We start from the raw sequence: 18,148 nt of genomic DNA, 5'->3' as shown, positions 1-18,148 counted from the left end.
GGGTGAGGGGTGCGACGCTTCCGGGAACGGACTCAGCGTCGATGCCGTGCACTTACCTGAACCGTTGCTCCCTCTCCCGCCTCGCATCCGCGAGGCACCCTCCCCCGCAAAGGGGGGAGGGTTGGCGATCAGCGCTTCGTATTCGCGGCGTTCTGGCCGAACATCACCTTCTTGGCCTCCTCGCTCATGGTCTTGCCGTGGTCGGGATTGACCTCCGGCGCCCGGGCGTAGGCCGCCTGCGTGCCGGGGCGCTCGCGGATCGCCTCGAACCAGCGCTTCAGGTTCGGGTGGTCGTCGAGATTCTGGCCCTGCTTCTCCCACGGCACGATCCACGGATAGGCCGCCATGTCGGCGATGGTGTAGTCGGCGCCCGCCACGAAGGCCCGATCCGCCAGCCGCCGGTCGAGCACGCCGTAGAGGCGGTTGGTCTCGTTGACGTAGCGGCTGATCGCGTAGGGGATCTTCTCGGGAGCGTATTGGGAGAAATGGTGGTTCTGGCCGAGCATCGGCCCGAGGCCGCCCATCTGCCAGAACAGCCATTGCAGGGTCTCGGCCCGGCCGCGCAGGTCGGCGGGGAGGAACCGGCCGGTCTTCTCGGCGAGGTAGAGCAGGATCGCGCCCGATTCGAAGAGCGAGACCGGCGCGCCGCCGCCCTGCGGCTCGTCGTCGACGATGGCCGGCATGCGGTTGTTCGGGGCGATCTTCAGGAAATCGGGCTTGAACTGCTCGCCCGCGCCGATGTTGACGCCGTGGATCCGGTAGGGGAGGCCCGCCTCCTCCAGGAACATCGTCACCTTGTGGCCGTTCGGGGTCGGCCAATAATAGAGCTCGATCATCGCGTCCTTCCGGGTTCGCCCCTCATGCGCCGAGGTGGGTCGCGCGGCCGGACCGGTCAAGCGAATGCGGCGCGCGAATAAGGAATGGAGACGCCGCGACCCGGACGCGCCTTGCCGCTCAGGTCCGGACCTCCTAGAACCGTGGGCGTGTCGGGGTGTAGCGCAGTCTGGTAGCGCACCTGGTTTGGGACCAGGGGGTCGTAGGTTCGAATCCTATCGCCCCGACCATCGTTCGAGCCCGCGTTCCGGAGCCCTCTGAGACCACCATGTCGAGCGCCCGCATCTACCAGCCCACCAAGGACGCCTCGCAGTCGGGTCTCGCCCGCACCAAGACCTGGATGCTGGAATTCGACGCGACCAGCCCGCGCGAGACCGACCCGCTGATGGGCTGGGTCGGCTCCTCCGACATGCTCCAGCAGGTCCGCCTCGAGTTCGACACGCGCGAGGAGGCCGTGGCCTACGCCGAGCGCGCCGGGATCAGCTACCGGGTCGAGGAGCCGCAGAAGCCGGTGCTGCGCAAGGGCTTGTCCTACTCGGACAATTTCAAGTTCAACCGCACGGCGCCCTGGACCCATTGAGGCCGGGCGCGCACCGCACTCAGCCGCGCTTGCGCGCCGCCCAGGCGGCGTAGGGGCTCTCGCCCGCCGGCCGCATCTGCCGGAGCCGCATCGGCTGCTCGGCGAGCGGGCGGCACAATTCGGCGTAGAGGCCGGCATTGGCCGCCCCGTGCTCGGCCGCCTCCTCTGCGGTGTAGGCGAAATAGCCCTCCTGAACGCCCGAGAGCCGCATCGCCGCGTGGCACATCGGGCAGGGCTGGCCGCTGGCGTAGACGATGCAGTCGGAGAGGTCGCGGCGCCCCAGCGCCCGGCTCGCCGCGCGCAGAGCCACCATCTCCGCATGGTCGGTCGGGTCGTTCGTCGCGTGGACGGTGTTGGCGGCTCTCGCCACCACCGTTCCGTCCCGGACGATCACCGCGCCGTAGGCCGTGCCGCCGGCCTCCACGTTCTCGCGGGCGATCGCCACCGCCTCGCCCAGATAGGTCTCGTGATCGGCCACCCGCATCCTCCCGTTCCGGTCCCGGCGCCAACGCGGCGGGAGCGAGCCGGTTCAGCGAGGCCCGTGCCAGACAGGCATCAGAACGCGTACCGCACGGTGCAATCCGGCAGGGTCTCGGCGAGCAAACCCTTGAAGCGGGCAAGCCAGCGGCCCTTCCAGCCCGCGCGGTAGCGCACGTTCGCGCCGCCGCCCTCCGAGACCTTGGCCTCCTGGATATCGGGGCGCCAGAGCAGGTCCTCGGCCTTGGGGTGCCAGCCGAGATTGACCGCGTGCAGCCCCGCATTGTGGGTCAGCATGATGATCTCGCACTTGAGCTGCGCCCGGGCGCGGGGCGACAGCGTGTCGGCGATCTCCTCGAACAGGGCGCGCCAATCCGCCTCCCACCCCTCGTAGAGGATGACGGGCGAGAAATTGGCGTGGACCTCGTAGCCGGCGGCCACGAAGTCGTCGATCGCGGCGATCCGCTCTGGGATCGGGGCGGTGCGCACGTCGACGATCCGGGCGATCCGCGCCGGCATCAGCGAGAAGCGGATGCGCGTGCGCCCCTGCGGCTCGTAGCCGAGTAGGTCGCGGTTGACCGCCTTGGTGGCGAAGGAGGCCTTGGCATTCGGCAAGTCGCGGAACAGCGCGACGAGGTCCCGCACGGTCTCGCTGACGGCCGCGTCGACCGAGAGGTCGCCGTTCTCGCCGATGTCGTAGACCCAGGCGGCCGGATCGATCTGGTCGGGCTCGGGCAGCGGGCCCTGCCGCTCGGCGTGGCGCCGGATCGCCGTGCAGGCGGCCTCGACGTTCACGAAGAGCGAGATCGGGTTGGAGAAGCCCTTGCGGCGCGGCACGTAGCAATAGGCGCAGGCCATGGCGCAGCCGTTCGAGGTCGAGGGCGCGATGAAATGGGCGCTGCGCCCGTTCGGCCGCATGGTCAGGCCCTTCTTGACGCCGAGCACGAGGGTCGAGCGCTTGATCCGCACCCAATCCTCCACTGAGCCGGCATTGCCGTGCAGGTCCGGGATGTTCCAGTGCGAGGGGACGAGGATGCGCTCGGCGTCCGGGAAACGGTCGAGGATCTCGCGCCCCCGCGTGAAATCCGGCACCGCGGCCTCGTGATAGATCCGGGTGATGTCGAGGAGGTCTCGGGTGAGCGCCATGCGGTGTCCCGCGACCCGATCGCGGCCGCAGGTCCGATATGGCGCTTCCCCTCAGAGGCGGGAGAGCAACTCGGCCTTCTTGGCTGTGAATTCCTGCTCGGTCAGAACGCCGCGGGCACGGAGGTCGGCGAGGCGCTCGATCGTGCCCAGGATGTCGCCCGCGGGCCGTGACGGCGGTGTGCCGGATCCGGCCGGCTCCGACGCGGACGGCATCTGCGGGACTTCGGGTCTCTCGGGCGGCTCGGGATGGCGCATCGCGGCCTCGGCCTCGGCGCCGACCCGCCGCAGCCGGTCGAGGGCGATCGTCCCCTGCGCGCCGGAGAAGACCAGCGTCCCGTTCGATTGCGAGACGCCGGAGATGTGGTGGTCGCCGGTGTCGTAGAGGGTCGTGCCGGAACCCGAATCGATCGCGAGACGCCGCGTCTCCGGGAAATAGGCGTAGCGCAGGCCGTTCTGCGAGCCGACGCTCGACGGCGCGCCGAGGCCCGAGGGCCACCACGTTCCGCCGCCGGAATCCTGCCGCCCCTCAGCCCCGGACCAGCCGCCCGCGGGCCGCGTCGCGACGAGTTCGTTGAACAGGCCGGCGACCCGGGCCCGCAACTCGTCGTCGAACATCCGCCCGACCATGATCATGCCGCCCGCCGACCACTGGCCCATGCCGCCGAGATCGGGGTGATCGAACTGGGCCATGTTGCCCTGTCCGCGCTCCAGCGCGCCGAGGAGGTGGCGCACCGCGTCGAGGCCGACGCCGTAGCGGTCGGCGATCGCCTGCAGGCCTGGGGTGGAATCGCTTCCCTGGTCGCTCATCGGTGTCTCGCTCGGCTGCCCGTCGCGGGGACGCGGCGGATCGGTCCCGGGCCGGCCTCAATCCCGGTTCGGGAAGCCGCCCGCGAAGGTGAAGTCGGTGATCGGGCGGCGGCCGTTCGGGGCCTCGCGCGGGCGCTGCTCCTCGCTCAGCGCCTCCGGGGCGATGGCGCGGCCGACCGCGTAGGCCGCCTCGATGCGGTGGTCGGCGGGTACGTTGAGCACCGTCGGCGCGCGCTCGTGGTCGAACCCGGTCATGCCGTGGGCGTGCCAGCCCTGCCGGATCGCCTGCAACTGGAAGGCGAGCGAGGCCGCGCCCGCGTCGAGGGAGTGGCTCCACGACGGCTTCAGCGCGTCGCCGGCCTTCATCAGGCTGTTCGAGACCAGGAACAGGATCGCGCCGGTGTCCTTCACCCATTTCTGGTTGCCGGGCACGATCAGGCCGAAGAACGTCTCCCAGTACGCGTCGCCGCGCAGCGCGTAGAGGAAGCGCCAGGGCTGCGAATTGTAGGCCGAGGGCGCCCAGCGCGCCGCTTCGATCATCCGCATCAGCTCGGATTCGGGCACCGCCTCGCCGGTGAAGGCGCGCGGCGAGCGGCGGGCGAGGAAAAGCGGGTCGATCTCATGATCGGGCCGGCGCGCGGTATCGGTCAAGGCGTCACGTCTCCAGGATGGGCGGGGCTGTACGCATGCGCCGGGCCAGTCGGCGAGCCGGGCCGCGGCCGTCGCGGGCCTCCGGTCAGGGGGCCTTCAGCACGGCCCGGCAGGCGGCGGGCAGCGCGGCCATCGTCATCGGGGGCCGGGGCTTCGGCTTCACCTTCGGTGGCTTCGGGTTCAGGATCGCGTCGCTGAACCAATAGGCCAGTTCGTCGCCGCAGCCGTCGCCGGGCGGCGGCGGGGCTTGGTCGTCGCAGGCCCCCTGCCCGTCCGGGCAGGAGAGCCGGATATGGAAATGGTAATTGTGCCCGTACATCGGGCGCACCTTGGTCAACCAGGAGCGGTTGCCCCCGGCCTCGCGGCAGAGCGCCTTCTTGATCGCCGGGTTCACGAAGATGCGGGCGACCTCGGGCTGCTCGGCGGCGAGACGGATGATGCGCAGGTGCTCGGGCCGCCAGACCTGCGGGTCGATGTCGAGCCGGTCGTCGCGCACGACATTGGTGGCCGAGGTCTCCTCGCGCTCCAGGCGCGAGAAGCGCCGGTCCGGCATCGGGGTGAGCCAGACGTCGGCGTCGAGGCCGAGCTGGTGCGAGGCGTGCCCCGTCAGCATCGGGCCGCCGCGGGGCTGGGACATGTCGCCGACGAGGAGCCCCGGCCAGCCGACGCGGGGGGCCTGACTCGACAGGCGCTCGAGGAAATCGACGAGATGGGGCGTGCCCCACATCCGGTTGCGCGAGAGCCGCATCACCTGCCACGTCGCCCCGTCGACCGGCAGCGCCTCGCCGCCCGCGAAGCAGCCCTTGGCGTAGGAGCCGTAGGCGCGGGCGGGCCCCGACGCTGGCCCGGCGACCCGGCCGAACAGGGCCTTGGCCGGCGTCGATGGGGCGTCCGGATTCTCCAGCGGCGGCAGCGGCTTCGGAGTCAGCGTGCCGCGGTCCTGCGCCTGGGCGGCTCCGAGGAGGCACCCCGCGCCGAGAAGCGTCGCGAGGGCGGTGAGGAGGGCGTGGCGCGGAGCGATCATGCGCAGCCTGTCTAGCCGGTCCGGCGGGCTCGCGTCGAGGGCAGAACCACGCGACGGGCGCCCGCGGAATCCCGTCGCGGGCCGAACCACGCGACGCGCGCCAGCCGCGCCCCGGCCGGACGCCGGGTGCCCCGGGCGAGCCCTCAGCCCCGCACCGGACCGCACCAGCCCGGCAGGTAACCGGCTTCCTCGGATTTCGCGAGGCTCAGAGCCTCCTCCAGCGCCGCGTCGAAATCGTTCTCCACGCGCTTGGCCTTGAGGTTGCGCCGCAGGAAATCGGCCCAGAGGAACTCGCTGAACGGGGTGGTGTCCTTGGCGAACCCGCCCGCGCGGCGCAGCTCGCCCGCGAGGCTGCGGAAGGGATCGTCGGCGAGGTCCACGATCGCCTTCGGGATGTCCTTGAACCCGGCACGGACGCCCTCGGCATCGTAGGGATGGGCCCAGGACTTGTGGTCGCACACCGTCCAGAAGGCGTCCTTGTCGAGCTTGTGCAGATCGGCGACGACGGTGACCAGGACCTTCTCGACGCCCTCCTCGTGCAGGGCACGGGACAGGTGGTGGTGATCGATGACGTAGTGGCGCTTCTTCGGCCCGAGCAGGGTCGGGATCATGTGCGAGCCCAGGAATTCCTGCTTCTTCTCCGGGTCGTGCGCGCGCCAGCGGCGGCGCTTCTCCGCGACCTCGCGATAGCCCACCGTCATCTGCGTCGGGCGCAGCTCCGCAATGGGGACGAGCGTGAGGATGGGTTCGCGCGGTGCCATGATGAGGGGCTTCCTGTCCGGTTCGTCGCACCCAGGCCTGTCACGCTTGGGCAAGCGGGGAAAGCGGGGGCCGTTCACATCCTGCGGAGCACTGGGATCGTTGCGGCGGCGAAGGATTCGGATCCCGAACGGCGAGCCGGCTCAGTACCGGGTGGTCAGGGCGGTGAGCCAGTCGGGCGCGGCGGCGACGGCCCAGCTCTCGGCCCGCTTGTCGAGCCCGCCGAGGACGAGGAGGCCGAGGACGACCAGCACCGCCCCCATGGCAATCTTGGCGCGCTGCCCGACCGCCGCGAGGCCGCCGCGCCAGCGCATCAGCGCCTCGCGGGAGAGAAGGCCGAGCAGCAGCAGCGGCAGCGCCGCGCCGATCCCGAAGGCCAGCATGGTCAGCGCCACGCCGCCGAGGTGCTGCCCTCGCGCGGCGAGCAGCGAGGCGGCGCCGAGCGTCGGCCCGACGCAGGGGCTCCAGGCCGCTCCGAGGAGGAGCCCGACGCCGAACTGGCCGCCGAGCCCGCTGCCCGAGACCCGGCCGAGGCGCTGACCCGCCCAGGCGCCGGCCGGCCCCGCCGCGGTGGCGACCCGCGCCTGCAGCCCCGGCAGCATCAGCACGAGGCCCAGAGCGACCATCAGAACCGCGCCGGCCGTGCGGAAGACGTCGCCGTCGAGGCCGATGGCGAAGCCGATCGTGGCCACGAACAGGCCGATCCCCGTGAAGGCCAGCGCCAGACCGGCCGCGAGCGCCGCCGGTCCGAGCCGGTGCTCCGAGGCCGCGGCGGCGAGCACGATCGGGATCAGCGGCAGCACGCAGGGGGAGAGTGTCGAGAGCAGGCCGGCGAGGAGGGCAAAGCCGATGGTGCCGAGCATGTGGAGATCCGTGACGGGAGGCGGCGCCCCTGGTTCGCTGGCCGCGCGGCGGCGGTCACCGCCGGGCGGAGGTGCACCCTCCGCCGGCCGATCGCAACCGCGGGAACGCTCGGCCGGAGACGGCCAGGGTTGAACCGGGCGGCCATCCGGGGCACCCGGCGGGGATGAGCCAGATTCCCAGACCGAATCGCCCCCTCTCCGCGATCCGCACGGCGCTGACCAGCGAGGCGGGCGGCGGCCTCGTCCTGATGGCGGCCGCCGCGCTCGCCCTCGTCGTCGCGAATTCGGGCCTCGGCGCGGCCTATGCCCACGCGCTCCACGTCCCCCTCGGGCCCCTGAGCGTGCAGCACTGGGTCAATGACGGCCTGATGGTGGTGTTCTTCCTGCTCGTCGGGCTGGAGATCAAGCGCGAGGCCCTCGACGGGCGGCTGCGCACCTGGCCGGACCGGGCGCTGCCGGGGATCGCCGCGCTCGGCGGCATGGCGGTGCCCGCCCTCGCCTACCTCGCCCTCAACGCCGGCACCGGGACGGCACGGGGCTGGGCGATCCCGGCGGCGACCGACATCGCCTTCGCGCTCGGCGTGCTGGCGCTGCTGGGCTCGCGCGTGCCGGTCTCCCTCAAGGTGTTCCTGAGCGCGGTGGCGATCGTCGACGACCTCGGCGCGGTGATCATCATCGCGCTGTTCTACACGAGCGGCCTCGACCCGCTGATGCTGGGCGGCGCCGCGGTCGCCCTGGCGCTGCTCGTCGGGCTGAACCGCCTCGGGGTGATGCGGCTCTGGCCCTACCTCGCGATCGGGCTGGTTCTCTGGGTGCTGGTGCTGCGCTCCGGCATCCACGCCACGGTGGCGGGGGTGCTCCTCGCCCTGACGATCCCGATCCGCCCAAGCCCCGGACGGACGGAGGACCCGACCTCGCCCCTGCACCGGCTGGAGCACGCGCTGACGCCCGTCGTCACCTTCGCGATCGTGCCGATCTTCGGCTTCGCCAATGCGGGGGTGGACCTGCGGGGCCTGAGCGGCGAGGCGCTGCTGCATCCCCTCACCCTCGGCATCGTGCTCGGCCTGTTCCTCGGCAAGCAGGTCGGCGTGTTCGCCTGCGTGCGCCTCGCCACCGCGCTCGGCCTCGCCCAGCGGCCGGCGGGGGCGACCTGGACCCAGGTCTACGGCGTCGCGGTGCTCTGCGGCATCGGCTTCACCATGAGCCTGTTCATCGGCGGGCTCGCCTTCACGGATGCCGGCCACGAGACCGAGACCAAGCTCGGCGTGCTCGGCGGATCGCTGCTCTCGGGCCTCGTCGGGGCTCTCGTGCTGGCCCTCGCCCCGGCGCGGACGCGCGTTGCGGCCCGCGCCGGGGCGGACTAACCCGGGGCCCATGCGCTACTATCTCGGTCTCGCCACCACCTTCCACGACCCCGCCCTCGCCCTCGTCGGCCCGGACGGGAGCGTCCTGTTCGCCGAAGGGGCGGAGCGCTACCTGCAGTACAAGCGGGCGCCCAATTGCGAGCCGGATCCGGCCGGCCGCATGATCGGCCTGCTCGAGCGGCACGTGCCGCGCGGCTCCGAGATCGTGGTGGCGTCGAGCTGGGGCGAGCCGTTCACCGAGTTCCTACGGGGGCAGGCCGGCAGCGGCGCCTTCGACCTGATGGCGCTGGCGCGCCACCCCACAACGCTCAACCGCTCCTTCGTGCCGGAGCGGGCCGAGCGCATCTTCATCGCCGATCTCGCCCAGGCCCAGGCGCGGGCCGGCTACGGCACCCTGCTCGCCCTCAACCAGGAGACCCGCGGCACCGGCGCCCCCCCGCGCGCCGAGATCGTGGCGCAGCACCGCTTCCCCCACCATCTCGCGCACGCCGCCTACGCGCTCTGGGGCAGCCCGTTCCGGGACGCCACGGCGGTGGTCGTCGACGGGATGGGCGAGACCGGCGCCGCGGCGATCTACAGCCTGCGCGCGGGCCGGATCGCGGAGGTCCGGCGCCAGCGCGGGCGCGGCTCGGTGGGCTTCCTCTACGGCCTCGTCACGGATCTCGCGGGCTTCGACCAGATCAAGGGCGAGGAATGGAAGATCATGGGGCTCGCGCCCTACGGCCGGCCCGACCCGGAGCTGATGGGGCAGCTGCGCCGGCTCTACAGCGTGGAGGGCGGGCGCCTCAAATTCTCGGACGCCGCCACGGTGCAGGCGGTCGCCGCCGAGATCCTGGCCAGCCGGCCGGTCGACACCGCGGAGACCGGCTGGGCCGACCTCGCGCGCAGCGGGCAGGAGATCTTCTGCGAGCTGATGGACGTGCTGGTGGCCGAGGCCTGGGCGCTGGCGCCCCACGAGAACCTCGTCATCGCGGGGGGCTGCGGCCTCAACTCCTCCTATAACGGCCGCGTGCTCGGGCGCTCGTCCTTCGCGCGCCTGCACGTGCCCTCGGCGCCGGGCGACGACGGCAACGCGGTCGGCGCGGCCTGGCTCGCCTTTGCGGCCGATCACCCGGACTGGACCGGGCCGGCACCGGACTCACGGCCGCTCACCCCCTATCTCGGCTCGCGCGTCTCGACCGAGCCGATGGAGCGGCTGGCCGAGCAGGAGCCTCGCGCCCGGCGCGTCGGCCGCGCGGCGGCGACGCGGGAGGCCGCACGCATCCTTAGCGCGGGAGGGCTCGTCGGCTGGGTGCAGGGCCGCGCCGAGTTCGGGCCGCGGGCGCTCGGCAACCGCTCGATCCTGGCCGATCCGCGGCCCGAGGGCGCCAAGGACGCGATCAACGCCAAGGTGAAGTACCGCGAGGCCTTCCGCCCCTTCGCGCCCTCGATCCTGGCCGAGGCCGGCCCGGACTGGTTCGAGGATTACGCCGACAGCCCCTACATGGAGCGGACCCTGGTCTGGCGCGAGGCGGTGCGGGCGCGGGTGCCGGCGGTCGTCCACGCGGACGGCACCGGGCGGCTGCAGAGCGTGACGGCCGCGCGCAATCCGGACTACGCCGCGCTGATCGCGGAATTCGCCGCGCTCACCGGCGTGCCGATCCTGCTCAACACCAGCTTCAACGTGATGGGCAAACCGATCCTGCACAGCGCGGAGGACGCCATCCTGATGTTCTACACCACGGGCCTCGACGCCCTCGTGGTGGAGGATTGGCTGGTGGTGAAGTGAGGTCGGCTCAGCCGACATCGACCCGGCTCCGCTCCACGCCCTGAGAGAACCTCGAGGGGACTCACGCTCCGTCGGCGGCGCGCCTCTCCTCACCCGTGTCGGGGTCGCACGTCGCGGATGAGACCCGCGTGGCTCCCGCTTCCCTCTGCGGGAGAAGGTGGCCCGGGACGCGGCGGGTCGCCAGGGGCGGCCTGCGCGGGAGAGGACGATGCGCGACCATCGAGGCGCATCGACCGGGAGGCGGCCACCGGACGGCTCGTCCCGTGGAAGGGGCTCGGGCCGCTTACTCGCAGACCTCGACGCGCTTGTAGGTGAAGTCCTCGTCGCTCAGCCAGACCTTGCGGCGCTCGTAGTGGCAGACCGGGCCGCGGCGAGGGCGCACGACGACCTCCTCGGGCTCCTCCACCACCACGCGGCGGGGGCGGTATTCCGGTGGCGGCGGCGGCTCGGCGCCGTTGAGAAGGGCGCCCGCCGCGACGCCGCCGACCACGCCCGCGGCGAGGCCGCCGAGCAGGGCGGCGTTCCGGCCGTCGCGGGCGGAACCCGGCGCCACGGCCGCGAGCAGAAGGGCCCCGGCCAGGGCGGCACGCGCCCCCTGACGGATCGGCCCGGAAAACGAAATGGCACGCACGCTGACGATCTCCCGCTGATGCTGGAGAACTGAACGGTCGGACGCTTAACAATCCGCCAACAGGCTGCGCGCAATCGAGACGTGCGCGTCAGGGTTTCGTTCCGGATCGGAACAGCCCGTCGAGCCCCGACATCACCGCGGCCGGCGGCAGATCGGCGTACTCGTCCGGCAGACCCTTGCGGTTGATCCAGGCGCAGCGCAGGCCGAAGGCAGCGGCCCCCGCGACGTCCCAGCGGTTCGAGGAGCAGAACAGGACCGCGTCCTTGGCGGTGCCCATCTGCTCCAGGGCCCTCGCGTAGGAGCGGGGATCCGTCTTGAAGGTCCTTGCCGCCTCGACCGAGAGCACCGCGTCGAGGCGGGCTTCCAGCCGGGCCGAGGCGACGGCGCGGGCGAGCATCGCGGGGTCTCCGTTGGAGAAGATCCCGGTCCGAAGGCCCCGCGCCCGCAGGGCATCGAGCGCGCCCGGGACATCCGGATAGGCATCGAGATCCCGGTAGGCGTCGAGAAGTTGTCCGCGGAGCGCCCGGTCAACACCCGGATGCTGCGCGAGGGCGTAGTCGAGGGCCTCCTCGGTGAGCGACCAGAAGCTGCGGTAGCGCCCCGCCAGCCCGCGGATCCAGCTGTATTCGAGCTGCTTGTTGCGCCAGACCTCGGAGAGCCGGGCCGCGTCGGGCCCGACCGCGTCGGCGTGGCGCTGCACGGCGGAGTGCACGTCGAACAGGGTGCCGTAGGCGTCGAACAGGACGGCCTCGACATCGGCGAGGAGAGGCTGGGACATCGGCGGGTTCCGGGCGTCGCGGACAGCGGATCTGGGGCGGAGGCTCGGCGCCGTCCAGGCGGTCAGCGCCGCCGCAGGCGCAGGCCGAACAGGTGCAGCAGCCCGAGGAGCAGCCCACCGTAGACCGCGGCGCCCGCCAGCCCGAGCACGGCGAGCACGGCGATCTCGCGCCCGCGCGGCAGGGCCGGGACGATCCGGTCGGCGAGCGGCAGGCCGTAGAGCGCCACCAGGGCGAGGCCCGCGCAAGCGACGGCGACGCCGAGCACCGTCAGGCCGAGCGTGCGGCCGGGCGCCATCCAGCCGCGGCGGCGGGCGAGGACGATGAGGAGCGCGAGATTCACCCACTGGCTCACGGCGGTGGCGAGCGCCAGCCCGGTGACGCCGTAGGGCCCGGTAAGGACGAGCTTCAGGGCGACGTTGACCAGGATCGCGCTGAGCGAGGCCCAGAGCGGCGTCTTCGTGTCCTGCCGCGCGTAGAAGCTCGCCACCGCGCTGCGCACCAGCACCACGGCAGGCAAAGCGAGCCCGTAGGCCGCGAGCACGGAGGCGGCGCGCGCCGCGTCCTCCGCCGAGAAGGCGCCGCGCTGGAACAGCGCCGCCATGACGAGCCCCGGCAGCGTCAGGAAGGCCACGGTGAAGGGTGCCGACAGGGCGAGCGAGAAGCCCGCCGCCCGGTTCTGCGCCGCGTGGGCCCCGGCGGCGTCGCCGGCTGCGATCCGCCGACTCATCTCGGGCAGCAGCACCGTGCCGGCCGCGATCGCGATGACCCCGAAGGGCAGCTGGTAGAGGCGGTCGGCGTAGTAGAGCGCCGAGACGGCCCCGGTCGGCAGCAGGCTCGCGATGATGGTGTCGGCGAAGGCCGCGATCTGGAAGCCGGCCGAGCCGATCACCGCGGGGCCGAGCACGGCGAAGAAGCGGCGCATCGCCGGATCGGCGAAGGTCGGGCGGGCGAGGCGCGGGGCGACGCCCGCCCGGCGCGCGTCCCACCAGACCAGCCCGAATTGCAGCACGCCCGAGACGGCGACGCCCCAGGCGGCGGCGTAGGCCGCGTTCGGGAACAGGAAGGCCAGGGCGAGGGCCGCCAGCATCGCGAGGTTGAGCAGCACCGGCGCACCGGCGGCGGCGGCGAAGCGCCTGTGCGCGTTGAGGACGCCCGAGAGCAGCGTCACCAGCGTCATGAACAGCAGGTACGGGAAGGTGATGCGGGTGAGCGAGACCGCGAGGGTGAAGCGCTCCGGATCCTCGGAGAAGCCCGGCGCCAGGGCCCGGACGACCAGGGGCATCGTCGGAAGCGCGACGGCGAGCAGCGCCACTTGCACCGCCAGCATCAGGCTGAAGGCCCGGTCGGCGAAGGCGCGGGCCGCACCCGGCGTTCCGGCCTCCGCGAGCCCCGCATAGGCCGGCACGAAGGCGGTGTTGAAGGCGCCCTCGCCGAAGATCGCCCGGAAGTGGTTCGGCAGCCGAAAGGCCACCACGAAGGCGTCGGCCACCGGCCCCGCGCCCATCACGGCCGCCATCACCACGTCGCGGGCGAAGCCCGTGACCCGCGAGACCAGCGTCCAGCCGCCGACGGAGAGGATGGATCGGATCATCGCGCGCCGCCCCGTGGGCCGCGCGCCGGGCGATGGCTCGGAGCGGTCATGCCCGAGCCCTAGCAGATTGCCGGGCGTGGCGGTGGCTGCGCCCGGCCACACTCGACCGAATGTGCAGGCGCCGGACGGCGTCTCGGCCGCCCGAAGCGGCGTCCGTTCAGGCGGTCGGCTGCTCGGCGCGCTCCATGCCGAGGGCGTCGGCGAGCCAGGAGCGGGCGCGGCTGACCCGGCTCTTCACGGTGCCGATCTGGCAACCGATCACCTCGGCGGCGGCTTCGTAGGTCAGGCCGTGCGCCCCGACGAGGAGCAAGGCCTCGCGCTGGGAGGCCGGCAGCTTCGCCATCGTCGACCAGACGTTCTGCAGGGCGATGCGCTCGACCTGATCGGGCAGGCTGATCAGCGTCGAGGCGGCGGCGCCGTCGACGTCCTCCACCTCGCGGCGATGCTTGCGGATCTCGCTGTAGAACTGGTTGCGCAGGATGGTGAACAGCCACGCGGTGAAGTTCGTGCCGGGCCGGAACTTCTCGCGGTTGGCCCAGGCCTTGAGCAGGGTCTCCTGCACGAGGTCGTCGGCCCGGGCCGGGCTGACGGCGAGGGAGAGTGCGAAGGCGCGAAGTCCGGGCAGCGCCCCGATCAGATCCTGGCCGAAGGCCTTCTCGGCGGCGGCGTCCTGGCCGTCGAGCTGCCCGGTCAGCCGCTCGATCAGCGTGACGAACGCGTCCGGCGCTTCCGTCAGCAGCAGGGCGTAGGTCTCGCGCAGCTGGGCACCGAGATGGTCGCGGATCCCCGGCGGCAGCGTCGCCGCCCGCTCGACGCTTCGGGCGTCGGAAGGCCGCGCTTCGGCGGGCGTATCGTGGCAATCGGCCATGGTCCGGCCCTCTCTGGCATCACGGTCCAGCCCGGCTGGCGGGCTGTCTCAGAAGGATTCCAGGGAGCTTCTGGCAATTGAATTATGAACACGGGGTGACGGCTACACGGCCAAGTTGTGAAACCCCGGCTGCAAAAACGAGGACGGGGCCGTCCCCGTTGGCGGAGACGGCCCCTCGGCGGTGACCGGCGCACCCCGGGCTCCCGCGACGGGGGAGCCCGGAGATCACGATCCGATGAGCGCTGCCCGCCCGATCAGGCGGTGGCCTCGCCGTACATCTTCTCCACGTGCTCCCAGTTCACGAGGTTCTCGATGAAGGCCTTGAGGTAGTCGGGACGGCGGTTGCGGTAATCGATGTAGTAGGAATGCTCCCAGACATCGACGCCGAGGATCGGCTTGGCACCGTGCACCAGCGGGTTCTCGCCGTTCGGGGTCTTCATGATGGCGAGCTTGCCGTCCTTGACCGCGAGCCAGGCCCAGCCGGAGCCGAACTGGCCCACGCCCGCCTGGATGAAATCGGCCTTGAACTTCTCGAGGCCGCCGAGATCCTCGTCGATCTTCTTGGCGAGCGCGCCCGGGACGGCGCCGCCGCCGTTGGGCTTCATCCAGTTCCAGAAGTGGATGTGGTTGTAGTGCTGACCCGCATTGTTGAAGAGCGCCTGATTGGTGTTGTAGGCGGCCTTCACGACCTCCTCGACGCTCTTGCCCTGGAGATCGGTGCCTTCGAGCAGCTTGTTGCCCGTATCGACATAGGCCTTGTGGTGCTTGTCGTGGTGGAACTCGAGCGTCTCCTTGGACATGTACGGGGCCAGCGCATCGTAGGCGTAGGGCAGTTCCGGCAGGGTGAAGGTCATGCGTCCGTCTCCGTTCTCGGGGCTCGTCGGCTGGGCATCGTGGGCGGCCCGGGGAAAACGCGCCGGCCCGTTCCGGGCACGTTCATCCAAGACCTGTTCCAAGGCCTCTCCCAAGGCCTGTCCGGCGACGATGGCCCGGTAGGTAAGTCGCAGGGTCGGCCGCGGCAACGCCGGGGCGGGCCTTTATCCCCGTATGGCTCAGCTTGCCGTTTTGCAAAACCAGTCCAGGGGCTTACTGTGGAGTGCGCCCGACGTCCGGGCGCGAGCCGAGCTGTTTTTCAGAGAGTCGCATGATCGTTGCGCTGTTCGCGCTCGCCGCAATCATGGTGATCGGCGGAAGCGCCGCCGTGGTTCAGGGCTTTCCCTTCGTCCGTCTCGAGAGCGGCCTCGCCATGGTGATCGCCGGCGCGGGGACGGCCTCGGCCGGCGCGGTGCTGTTCGGGCTCGCCGTCGTGGCGACTTGGCTCCGCCGCGTGGAAGGGGCGCTCGCCGCGCGGCCGGCGGTCGGCCCGGCGGCCGAGGCGGCCTTCGCGCCGCTCGTCCCGGCCCGGACCGAGCCGGCCGCGGCCGGCCTGCGTCCGACCCTGCCCGGATCCCCTCCGCCGGCGGGCCCCTCCCCGTTGCCGGGCGTGCTCGGCGGGGCGGCGGCCGGCGCGCTCGGGGCGGGCCTCGCCGGGTCCTTCGGTGGCCGGCGCCAGGCCGAGCCGACCTTCGAGGACACCCTGTTCGAGCCGCAGCCGCCGGACGCGGCCCCGGAGCCCGAGCTGCCGATGCCGGGGCTGACGCCGCCCCTCCCCGCCGAGTCCGAGATCCGGGTGGACGCCGGACCGGAGCCCGAGCCGGTCCCCGATTCGCTCCCGGAGCCCGACCACGGCATCTCCACCGACGACGACCTGTTCGCCGCGACGGAGGCTGAGGCGGAGCCGCCGCTGCTTCGACCGAGCCTGGAGGAGGCCCACGCGGCAAGCACGCCGGAGCCGGTGGCCGCCACCGATCCGGCGCTCGAGCTGCCGTCCCAAGATCTGCCGTCCGAGGACCTGCCGTCCGGGGGCCTGCAGTCCGAGAATTTGCCGGCTCAGCACCCGCCGGCCCCTGAGGCGGCCGCCGATGCCGTCCCGGTCGAGGAAGCGCCGCGCAAGGAGATCGTCGGCAAGCACGCCTCGGGCGGCAACACCTACGTGATGTTCGCGGACGGCTCGATCGAGGCGGAGACCCCGCAGGGCCGCTACACCTTCGCCTCCCTCGACGAGTTGAAGGCCTTCGTGGACGCGGGCGGCGAGACGGGTGCCCGCGGCGCGGCCTGACCGGCGCCGGCGGCACGGTCCCGGACCGGCGATCAGCCGGCGGCGAGCGGATTGAGCGCCGCGTTCCGATGCGGCATCGGGGCCAGCATGGTGAGCGAGAAGCCGTCCGGCGCGTAATCGGTCGTCACCTCGGCCTGGACCTGCGTGGTGAGCACCCGCTGCAGCAGGCGCGAGCCGAAGCCCTGGCGCCGGGGCGGCTGCACCACCGGCCCGCCGCTCTCCCGCCACGCGAAGCGCAGGATCCCGGCCGAGCCTCCGGGGATGAGGTCCCAGCGCACCGCGACCCGGCCGCGCCGGTTCGAGAGGGCGCCGTACTTCGCCGCGTTGGTGGTGAGCTCGTGGATCGCCATGCCGATCGGCACCGCCATCTCGCTGGGCAGGTCGATCGCGGGTCCGTCGAGGGCGATGCGCCCGTCCGCGCCGCCGTCGGCGCCCGGCTCGGCATAGGGTTTCAGCTCGTTGACCAAGAGGTTGCGCAGGTCGGCCGTCTGCCAGGTATCCTCGGTCAGCACCGAGTGGGTATGGGCGAGCGATTTGATGCGCCCGACGAAGGCCTCGTAGAAGTTCTCGATGCTCGAGGCGGTGCGGGCCGTCGAGCCGACGATGGCCTGCACGGTGGCGAGCGTGTTCTTCACCCGGTGATGGAGTTCCCGGATCAGCAGGATCTGGCGCTCCTCGGCGAGCCGCCGGTCGGTGACGTCGGCGACGACGCCGATCAACCGGCGCGGCAGCCGGTTCGGCGCGTCGCGCTCGAAACGCCCGGCCATGTCGATGGTCCGCCAAGCCCCGTCGCTCTTGCGCCGGATCCGGCCGCTGACGTGCAGGATCTCGTCCTCCCGCAGCGCGCGCGAGATGGCGTTGCGCACCGCCTCGCGGTCGTCGGGATGAAGGATGCCGGCCAGGAACTCGGGCTTTCCGATGGTGCCGTCCTCGGGCGTGCGCCCGAAGATCTCGAACATCCGCTCGTTCTCCCAGATCGCGTGGTCGTCGAGCATGTGCCACTCGAAGATGCCGAGCCGGGCGAGCGAGGTCGCGACCCGCAGCCGCTGGTCGCGCGCGATCAGGTCGTCGCGCGCCCGGACGCGGGTGGTAATGTCCTGCAGCACGCCGGCCATGCCGGACACCGCGCCGTCCGGTCCGCGGATCGGCTGGCCGCGGCTGGCGATCACCACGGTCTCGCCGTCCCGGGCCCGCACGAGACGGCCCTCGAAGGCGTAGGGCCGGCCCTCGGCCAGCGCCTCGCGCACGGTCGCGACGAGGCGCTCGGCCTCCGGCTCGGCGAGGGAGGCGCGCAGGTCCGGCCAGCTCAGCGCCGCACCGGCCGAATGCCCGACGATCTGGGCCGCCCGCCGCGAGAGGATGACGCGGCCGCTCGCCCGGTCCCAGCGCCACTCGCCGAGGCCGGCGGTCACCAGGGCCTCGCGATTCTCCTCGGAGCGGGCGGCCTCGTCGGCATCGACGGCCTCGACCACGCGGACGCGCCCCTCGCCGCGCACCCGCACGTCGAGATCGCCGCCATCGGCCCGGCGCCAGCGCCGGATTCCGGGATCCGCGGTCTCGGATCCCGCGAGGACCAGACCGATCGGCCGGTTCCGCAACGCTCCCGGCGGATGGCCGAGCAGGCGACAGAGGGCCGGGTTCGCGTCGCCGATCGTCAGGCCGTCCGCCGAGAGCACGGCAAGGCCGACGGCGGCCTCCGCAAAGGCAGCCCGGTACAGGTCGCCGGCCCCCGGAGCCGGATTCTCCTCAACCCCGTCGCTCAATTCGCTTCCCCGAACGTGCGGCGCCCCCGCCCCCGATCCAGGCCGCGCCGAGCTCCCAGCGCCGCGCCAAGATGGCTGCCCAGCG

The 18,148-nt window shown here is 72.3% G+C and carries 18 protein-coding genes and 1 tRNA gene; 5 read left to right on the top strand and 14 right to left on the bottom strand.

The features are described from left to right. Nucleotides 1–128: 128 nt before the first annotated feature. On the bottom strand, nucleotides 129–836 hold the full coding sequence (locus ACS5RC_RS01005; protein ID WP_478341962.1) for a glutathione S-transferase N-terminal domain-containing protein: 708 nt from the start codon (nucleotides 834–836) through the stop codon (nucleotides 129–131). Between the two features lie 151 nt (nucleotides 837–987). Here ACS5RC_RS01005 and ACS5RC_RS01000 point away from each other — a divergent pair. Both ACS5RC_RS01000 and ACS5RC_RS00995 read left to right on the top strand, forming a co-directional pair. Then, nucleotides 988–1,064: transfer RNA gene (locus ACS5RC_RS01000), tRNA-Pro, on the top strand. A 38-nt stretch (nucleotides 1,065–1,102) separates the two neighbouring features. Beyond that, nucleotides 1,103–1,414, top strand: coding sequence for an ETC complex I subunit (locus ACS5RC_RS00995; RefSeq protein ID WP_478341961.1), 312 nt, complete (start codon nucleotides 1,103–1,105; stop codon nucleotides 1,412–1,414). Between the two features lie 19 nt (nucleotides 1,415–1,433). On the opposite strand, the gene ACS5RC_RS00990 is transcribed toward ACS5RC_RS00995, so the two are convergent. From ACS5RC_RS00990 to ACS5RC_RS00960, 7 genes are all read right to left on the bottom strand, one after another. Continuing rightward, on the bottom strand, nucleotides 1,434–1,898 hold the full coding sequence (locus ACS5RC_RS00990) for a nucleoside deaminase (protein WP_478341960.1): 465 nt from the start codon (nucleotides 1,896–1,898) through the stop codon (nucleotides 1,434–1,436). A gap of 71 nt (nucleotides 1,899–1,969) precedes the next feature. Further along, a complete protein-coding gene (locus ACS5RC_RS00985; protein WP_478341959.1) occupies nucleotides 1,970–3,037 on the bottom strand; it encodes a spore photoproduct lyase family protein in 1,068 nt (355 codons plus the stop codon). Between the two features lie 51 nt (nucleotides 3,038–3,088). After that, a complete protein-coding gene (locus ACS5RC_RS00980) occupies nucleotides 3,089–3,844 on the bottom strand; it encodes an SHOCT domain-containing protein (RefSeq protein WP_478341958.1) in 756 nt (251 codons plus the stop codon). A gap of 57 nt (nucleotides 3,845–3,901) precedes the next feature. After that, nucleotides 3,902–4,495, bottom strand: coding sequence for a nitroreductase family protein (locus ACS5RC_RS00975; RefSeq protein ID WP_478341957.1), 594 nt, complete (start codon nucleotides 4,493–4,495; stop codon nucleotides 3,902–3,904). A gap of 85 nt (nucleotides 4,496–4,580) precedes the next feature. Next, nucleotides 4,581–5,519 (bottom strand): penicillin-insensitive murein endopeptidase, encoded by a 939-nt coding sequence (mepA, locus tag ACS5RC_RS00970; RefSeq protein ID WP_478341956.1) that lies wholly within the window; start codon nucleotides 5,517–5,519, stop codon nucleotides 4,581–4,583. Nucleotides 5,520–5,662: 143 nt separating this feature from the next. Beyond that, nucleotides 5,663–6,280 carry a ParB-like protein gene (locus ACS5RC_RS00965; RefSeq protein ID WP_478341955.1) on the bottom strand — a complete coding sequence of 206 codons (618 nt, stop codon included), beginning with the start codon at nucleotides 6,278–6,280 and terminating at the stop codon, nucleotides 5,663–5,665. Between the two features lie 141 nt (nucleotides 6,281–6,421). Then, the gene (locus ACS5RC_RS00960; RefSeq protein ID WP_478341954.1) at nucleotides 6,422–7,141 is read right to left on the bottom strand and encodes a cytochrome c biogenesis CcdA family protein; all 720 of its coding nucleotides are present in this window, start codon (nucleotides 7,139–7,141) and stop codon (nucleotides 6,422–6,424) included. A 164-nt stretch (nucleotides 7,142–7,305) separates the two neighbouring features. On the opposite strand from ACS5RC_RS00960, the gene nhaA reads away from it, so the two are divergent. Then, entirely contained in the window at nucleotides 7,306–8,505 is a 1,200-nt protein-coding gene (gene nhaA / locus ACS5RC_RS00955; RefSeq protein ID WP_478341953.1) for a Na+/H+ antiporter NhaA, read from the top strand. A 10-nt stretch (nucleotides 8,506–8,515) separates the two neighbouring features. After that, a complete protein-coding gene (locus ACS5RC_RS00950) occupies nucleotides 8,516–10,273 on the top strand; it encodes a carbamoyltransferase family protein (RefSeq protein WP_478341952.1) in 1,758 nt (585 codons plus the stop codon). 283 nt (nucleotides 10,274–10,556) lie between these two features. Here ACS5RC_RS00950 and ACS5RC_RS00945 read toward each other — a convergent pair whose 3' ends face one another. From ACS5RC_RS00945 to ACS5RC_RS00925, 5 genes are all read right to left on the bottom strand, one after another. Continuing rightward, on the bottom strand, nucleotides 10,557–10,904 hold the full coding sequence (locus ACS5RC_RS00945) for a hypothetical protein (RefSeq protein WP_478341951.1): 348 nt from the start codon (nucleotides 10,902–10,904) through the stop codon (nucleotides 10,557–10,559). A gap of 88 nt (nucleotides 10,905–10,992) precedes the next feature. Continuing rightward, nucleotides 10,993–11,682: a haloacid dehalogenase type II gene (locus tag ACS5RC_RS00940; protein WP_478341950.1), complete on the bottom strand. Its 690-nt coding sequence runs from the start codon at nucleotides 11,680–11,682 to the stop codon at nucleotides 10,993–10,995. Nucleotides 11,683–11,744: 62 nt separating this feature from the next. Further along, a complete protein-coding gene (gene murJ, locus ACS5RC_RS00935) occupies nucleotides 11,745–13,274 on the bottom strand; it encodes a murein biosynthesis integral membrane protein MurJ (RefSeq protein ID WP_478341949.1) in 1,530 nt (509 codons plus the stop codon). 157 nt (nucleotides 13,275–13,431) lie between these two features. Next, nucleotides 13,432–14,142, bottom strand: a complete 711-nt coding sequence (locus ACS5RC_RS00930; RefSeq protein ID WP_478341948.1) for a sigma-70 family RNA polymerase sigma factor — start codon at nucleotides 14,140–14,142, stop codon at nucleotides 13,432–13,434. A 254-nt stretch (nucleotides 14,143–14,396) separates the two neighbouring features. After that, nucleotides 14,397–14,996, bottom strand: a complete 600-nt coding sequence (locus ACS5RC_RS00925) for a superoxide dismutase (RefSeq protein WP_478341947.1) — start codon at nucleotides 14,994–14,996, stop codon at nucleotides 14,397–14,399. Nucleotides 14,997–15,286: 290 nt separating this feature from the next. Between ACS5RC_RS00925 and ACS5RC_RS00920 the strand changes: the two genes are divergently transcribed. After that, entirely contained in the window at nucleotides 15,287–16,300 is a 1,014-nt protein-coding gene (locus ACS5RC_RS00920) for a hypothetical protein (protein ID WP_478341946.1), read from the top strand. A 32-nt stretch (nucleotides 16,301–16,332) separates the two neighbouring features. Here the strand turns inward: ACS5RC_RS00920 and ACS5RC_RS00915 are convergent, their stop codons facing one another. Next, complete coding sequence (locus ACS5RC_RS00915) at nucleotides 16,333–18,063, bottom strand: sensor histidine kinase (RefSeq protein ID WP_478341945.1); 1,731 nt, start codon at nucleotides 18,061–18,063, stop codon at nucleotides 16,333–16,335. Nucleotides 18,064–18,148: the final 85 nt, after the last annotated feature.

Source organism: Methylobacterium sp. HJ2 (genome assembly GCF_056431005.1).
Note: the sequence above shows the minus strand (reverse complement) of the source record. Positions and strands in the feature narration are given on the sequence as shown.

Coding starts and splice junctions, on each gene's coding strand:
- ACS5RC_RS01005 (WP_478341962.1), bottom strand. CDS start 836: ATGATCGAGCTCTATTATTGGCCGACCCCGAACGGCCACAAGGTGACG.
- ACS5RC_RS00995 (WP_478341961.1), top strand. CDS start 1,103: ATGTCGAGCGCCCGCATCTACCAGCCCACCAAGGACGCCTCGCAGTCG.
- ACS5RC_RS00990 (WP_478341960.1), bottom strand. CDS start 1,898: ATGCGGGTGGCCGATCACGAGACCTATCTGGGCGAGGCGGTGGCGATC.
- ACS5RC_RS00985 (WP_478341959.1), bottom strand. CDS start 3,037: ATGGCGCTCACCCGAGACCTCCTCGACATCACCCGGATCTATCACGAG.
- ACS5RC_RS00980 (WP_478341958.1), bottom strand. CDS start 3,844: ATGAGCGACCAGGGAAGCGATTCCACCCCAGGCCTGCAGGCGATCGCC.
- mepA (WP_478341956.1), bottom strand. CDS start 5,519: ATGATCGCTCCGCGCCACGCCCTCCTCACCGCCCTCGCGACGCTTCTC.
- ACS5RC_RS00965 (WP_478341955.1), bottom strand. CDS start 6,280: ATGGCACCGCGCGAACCCATCCTCACGCTCGTCCCCATTGCGGAGCTG.
- ACS5RC_RS00960 (WP_478341954.1), bottom strand. CDS start 7,141: ATGCTCGGCACCATCGGCTTTGCCCTCCTCGCCGGCCTGCTCTCGACA.
- nhaA (WP_478341953.1), top strand. CDS start 7,306: ATGAGCCAGATTCCCAGACCGAATCGCCCCCTCTCCGCGATCCGCACG.
- ACS5RC_RS00950 (WP_478341952.1), top strand. CDS start 8,516: ATGCGCTACTATCTCGGTCTCGCCACCACCTTCCACGACCCCGCCCTC.
- ACS5RC_RS00940 (WP_478341950.1), bottom strand. CDS start 11,682: ATGTCCCAGCCTCTCCTCGCCGATGTCGAGGCCGTCCTGTTCGACGCC.
- murJ (WP_478341949.1), bottom strand. CDS start 13,274: ATGATCCGATCCATCCTCTCCGTCGGCGGCTGGACGCTGGTCTCGCGG.
- ACS5RC_RS00930 (WP_478341948.1), bottom strand. CDS start 14,142: ATGGCCGATTGCCACGATACGCCCGCCGAAGCGCGGCCTTCCGACGCC.
- ACS5RC_RS00925 (WP_478341947.1), bottom strand. CDS start 14,996: ATGACCTTCACCCTGCCGGAACTGCCCTACGCCTACGATGCGCTGGCC.
- ACS5RC_RS00920 (WP_478341946.1), top strand. CDS start 15,287: ATGATCGTTGCGCTGTTCGCGCTCGCCGCAATCATGGTGATCGGCGGA.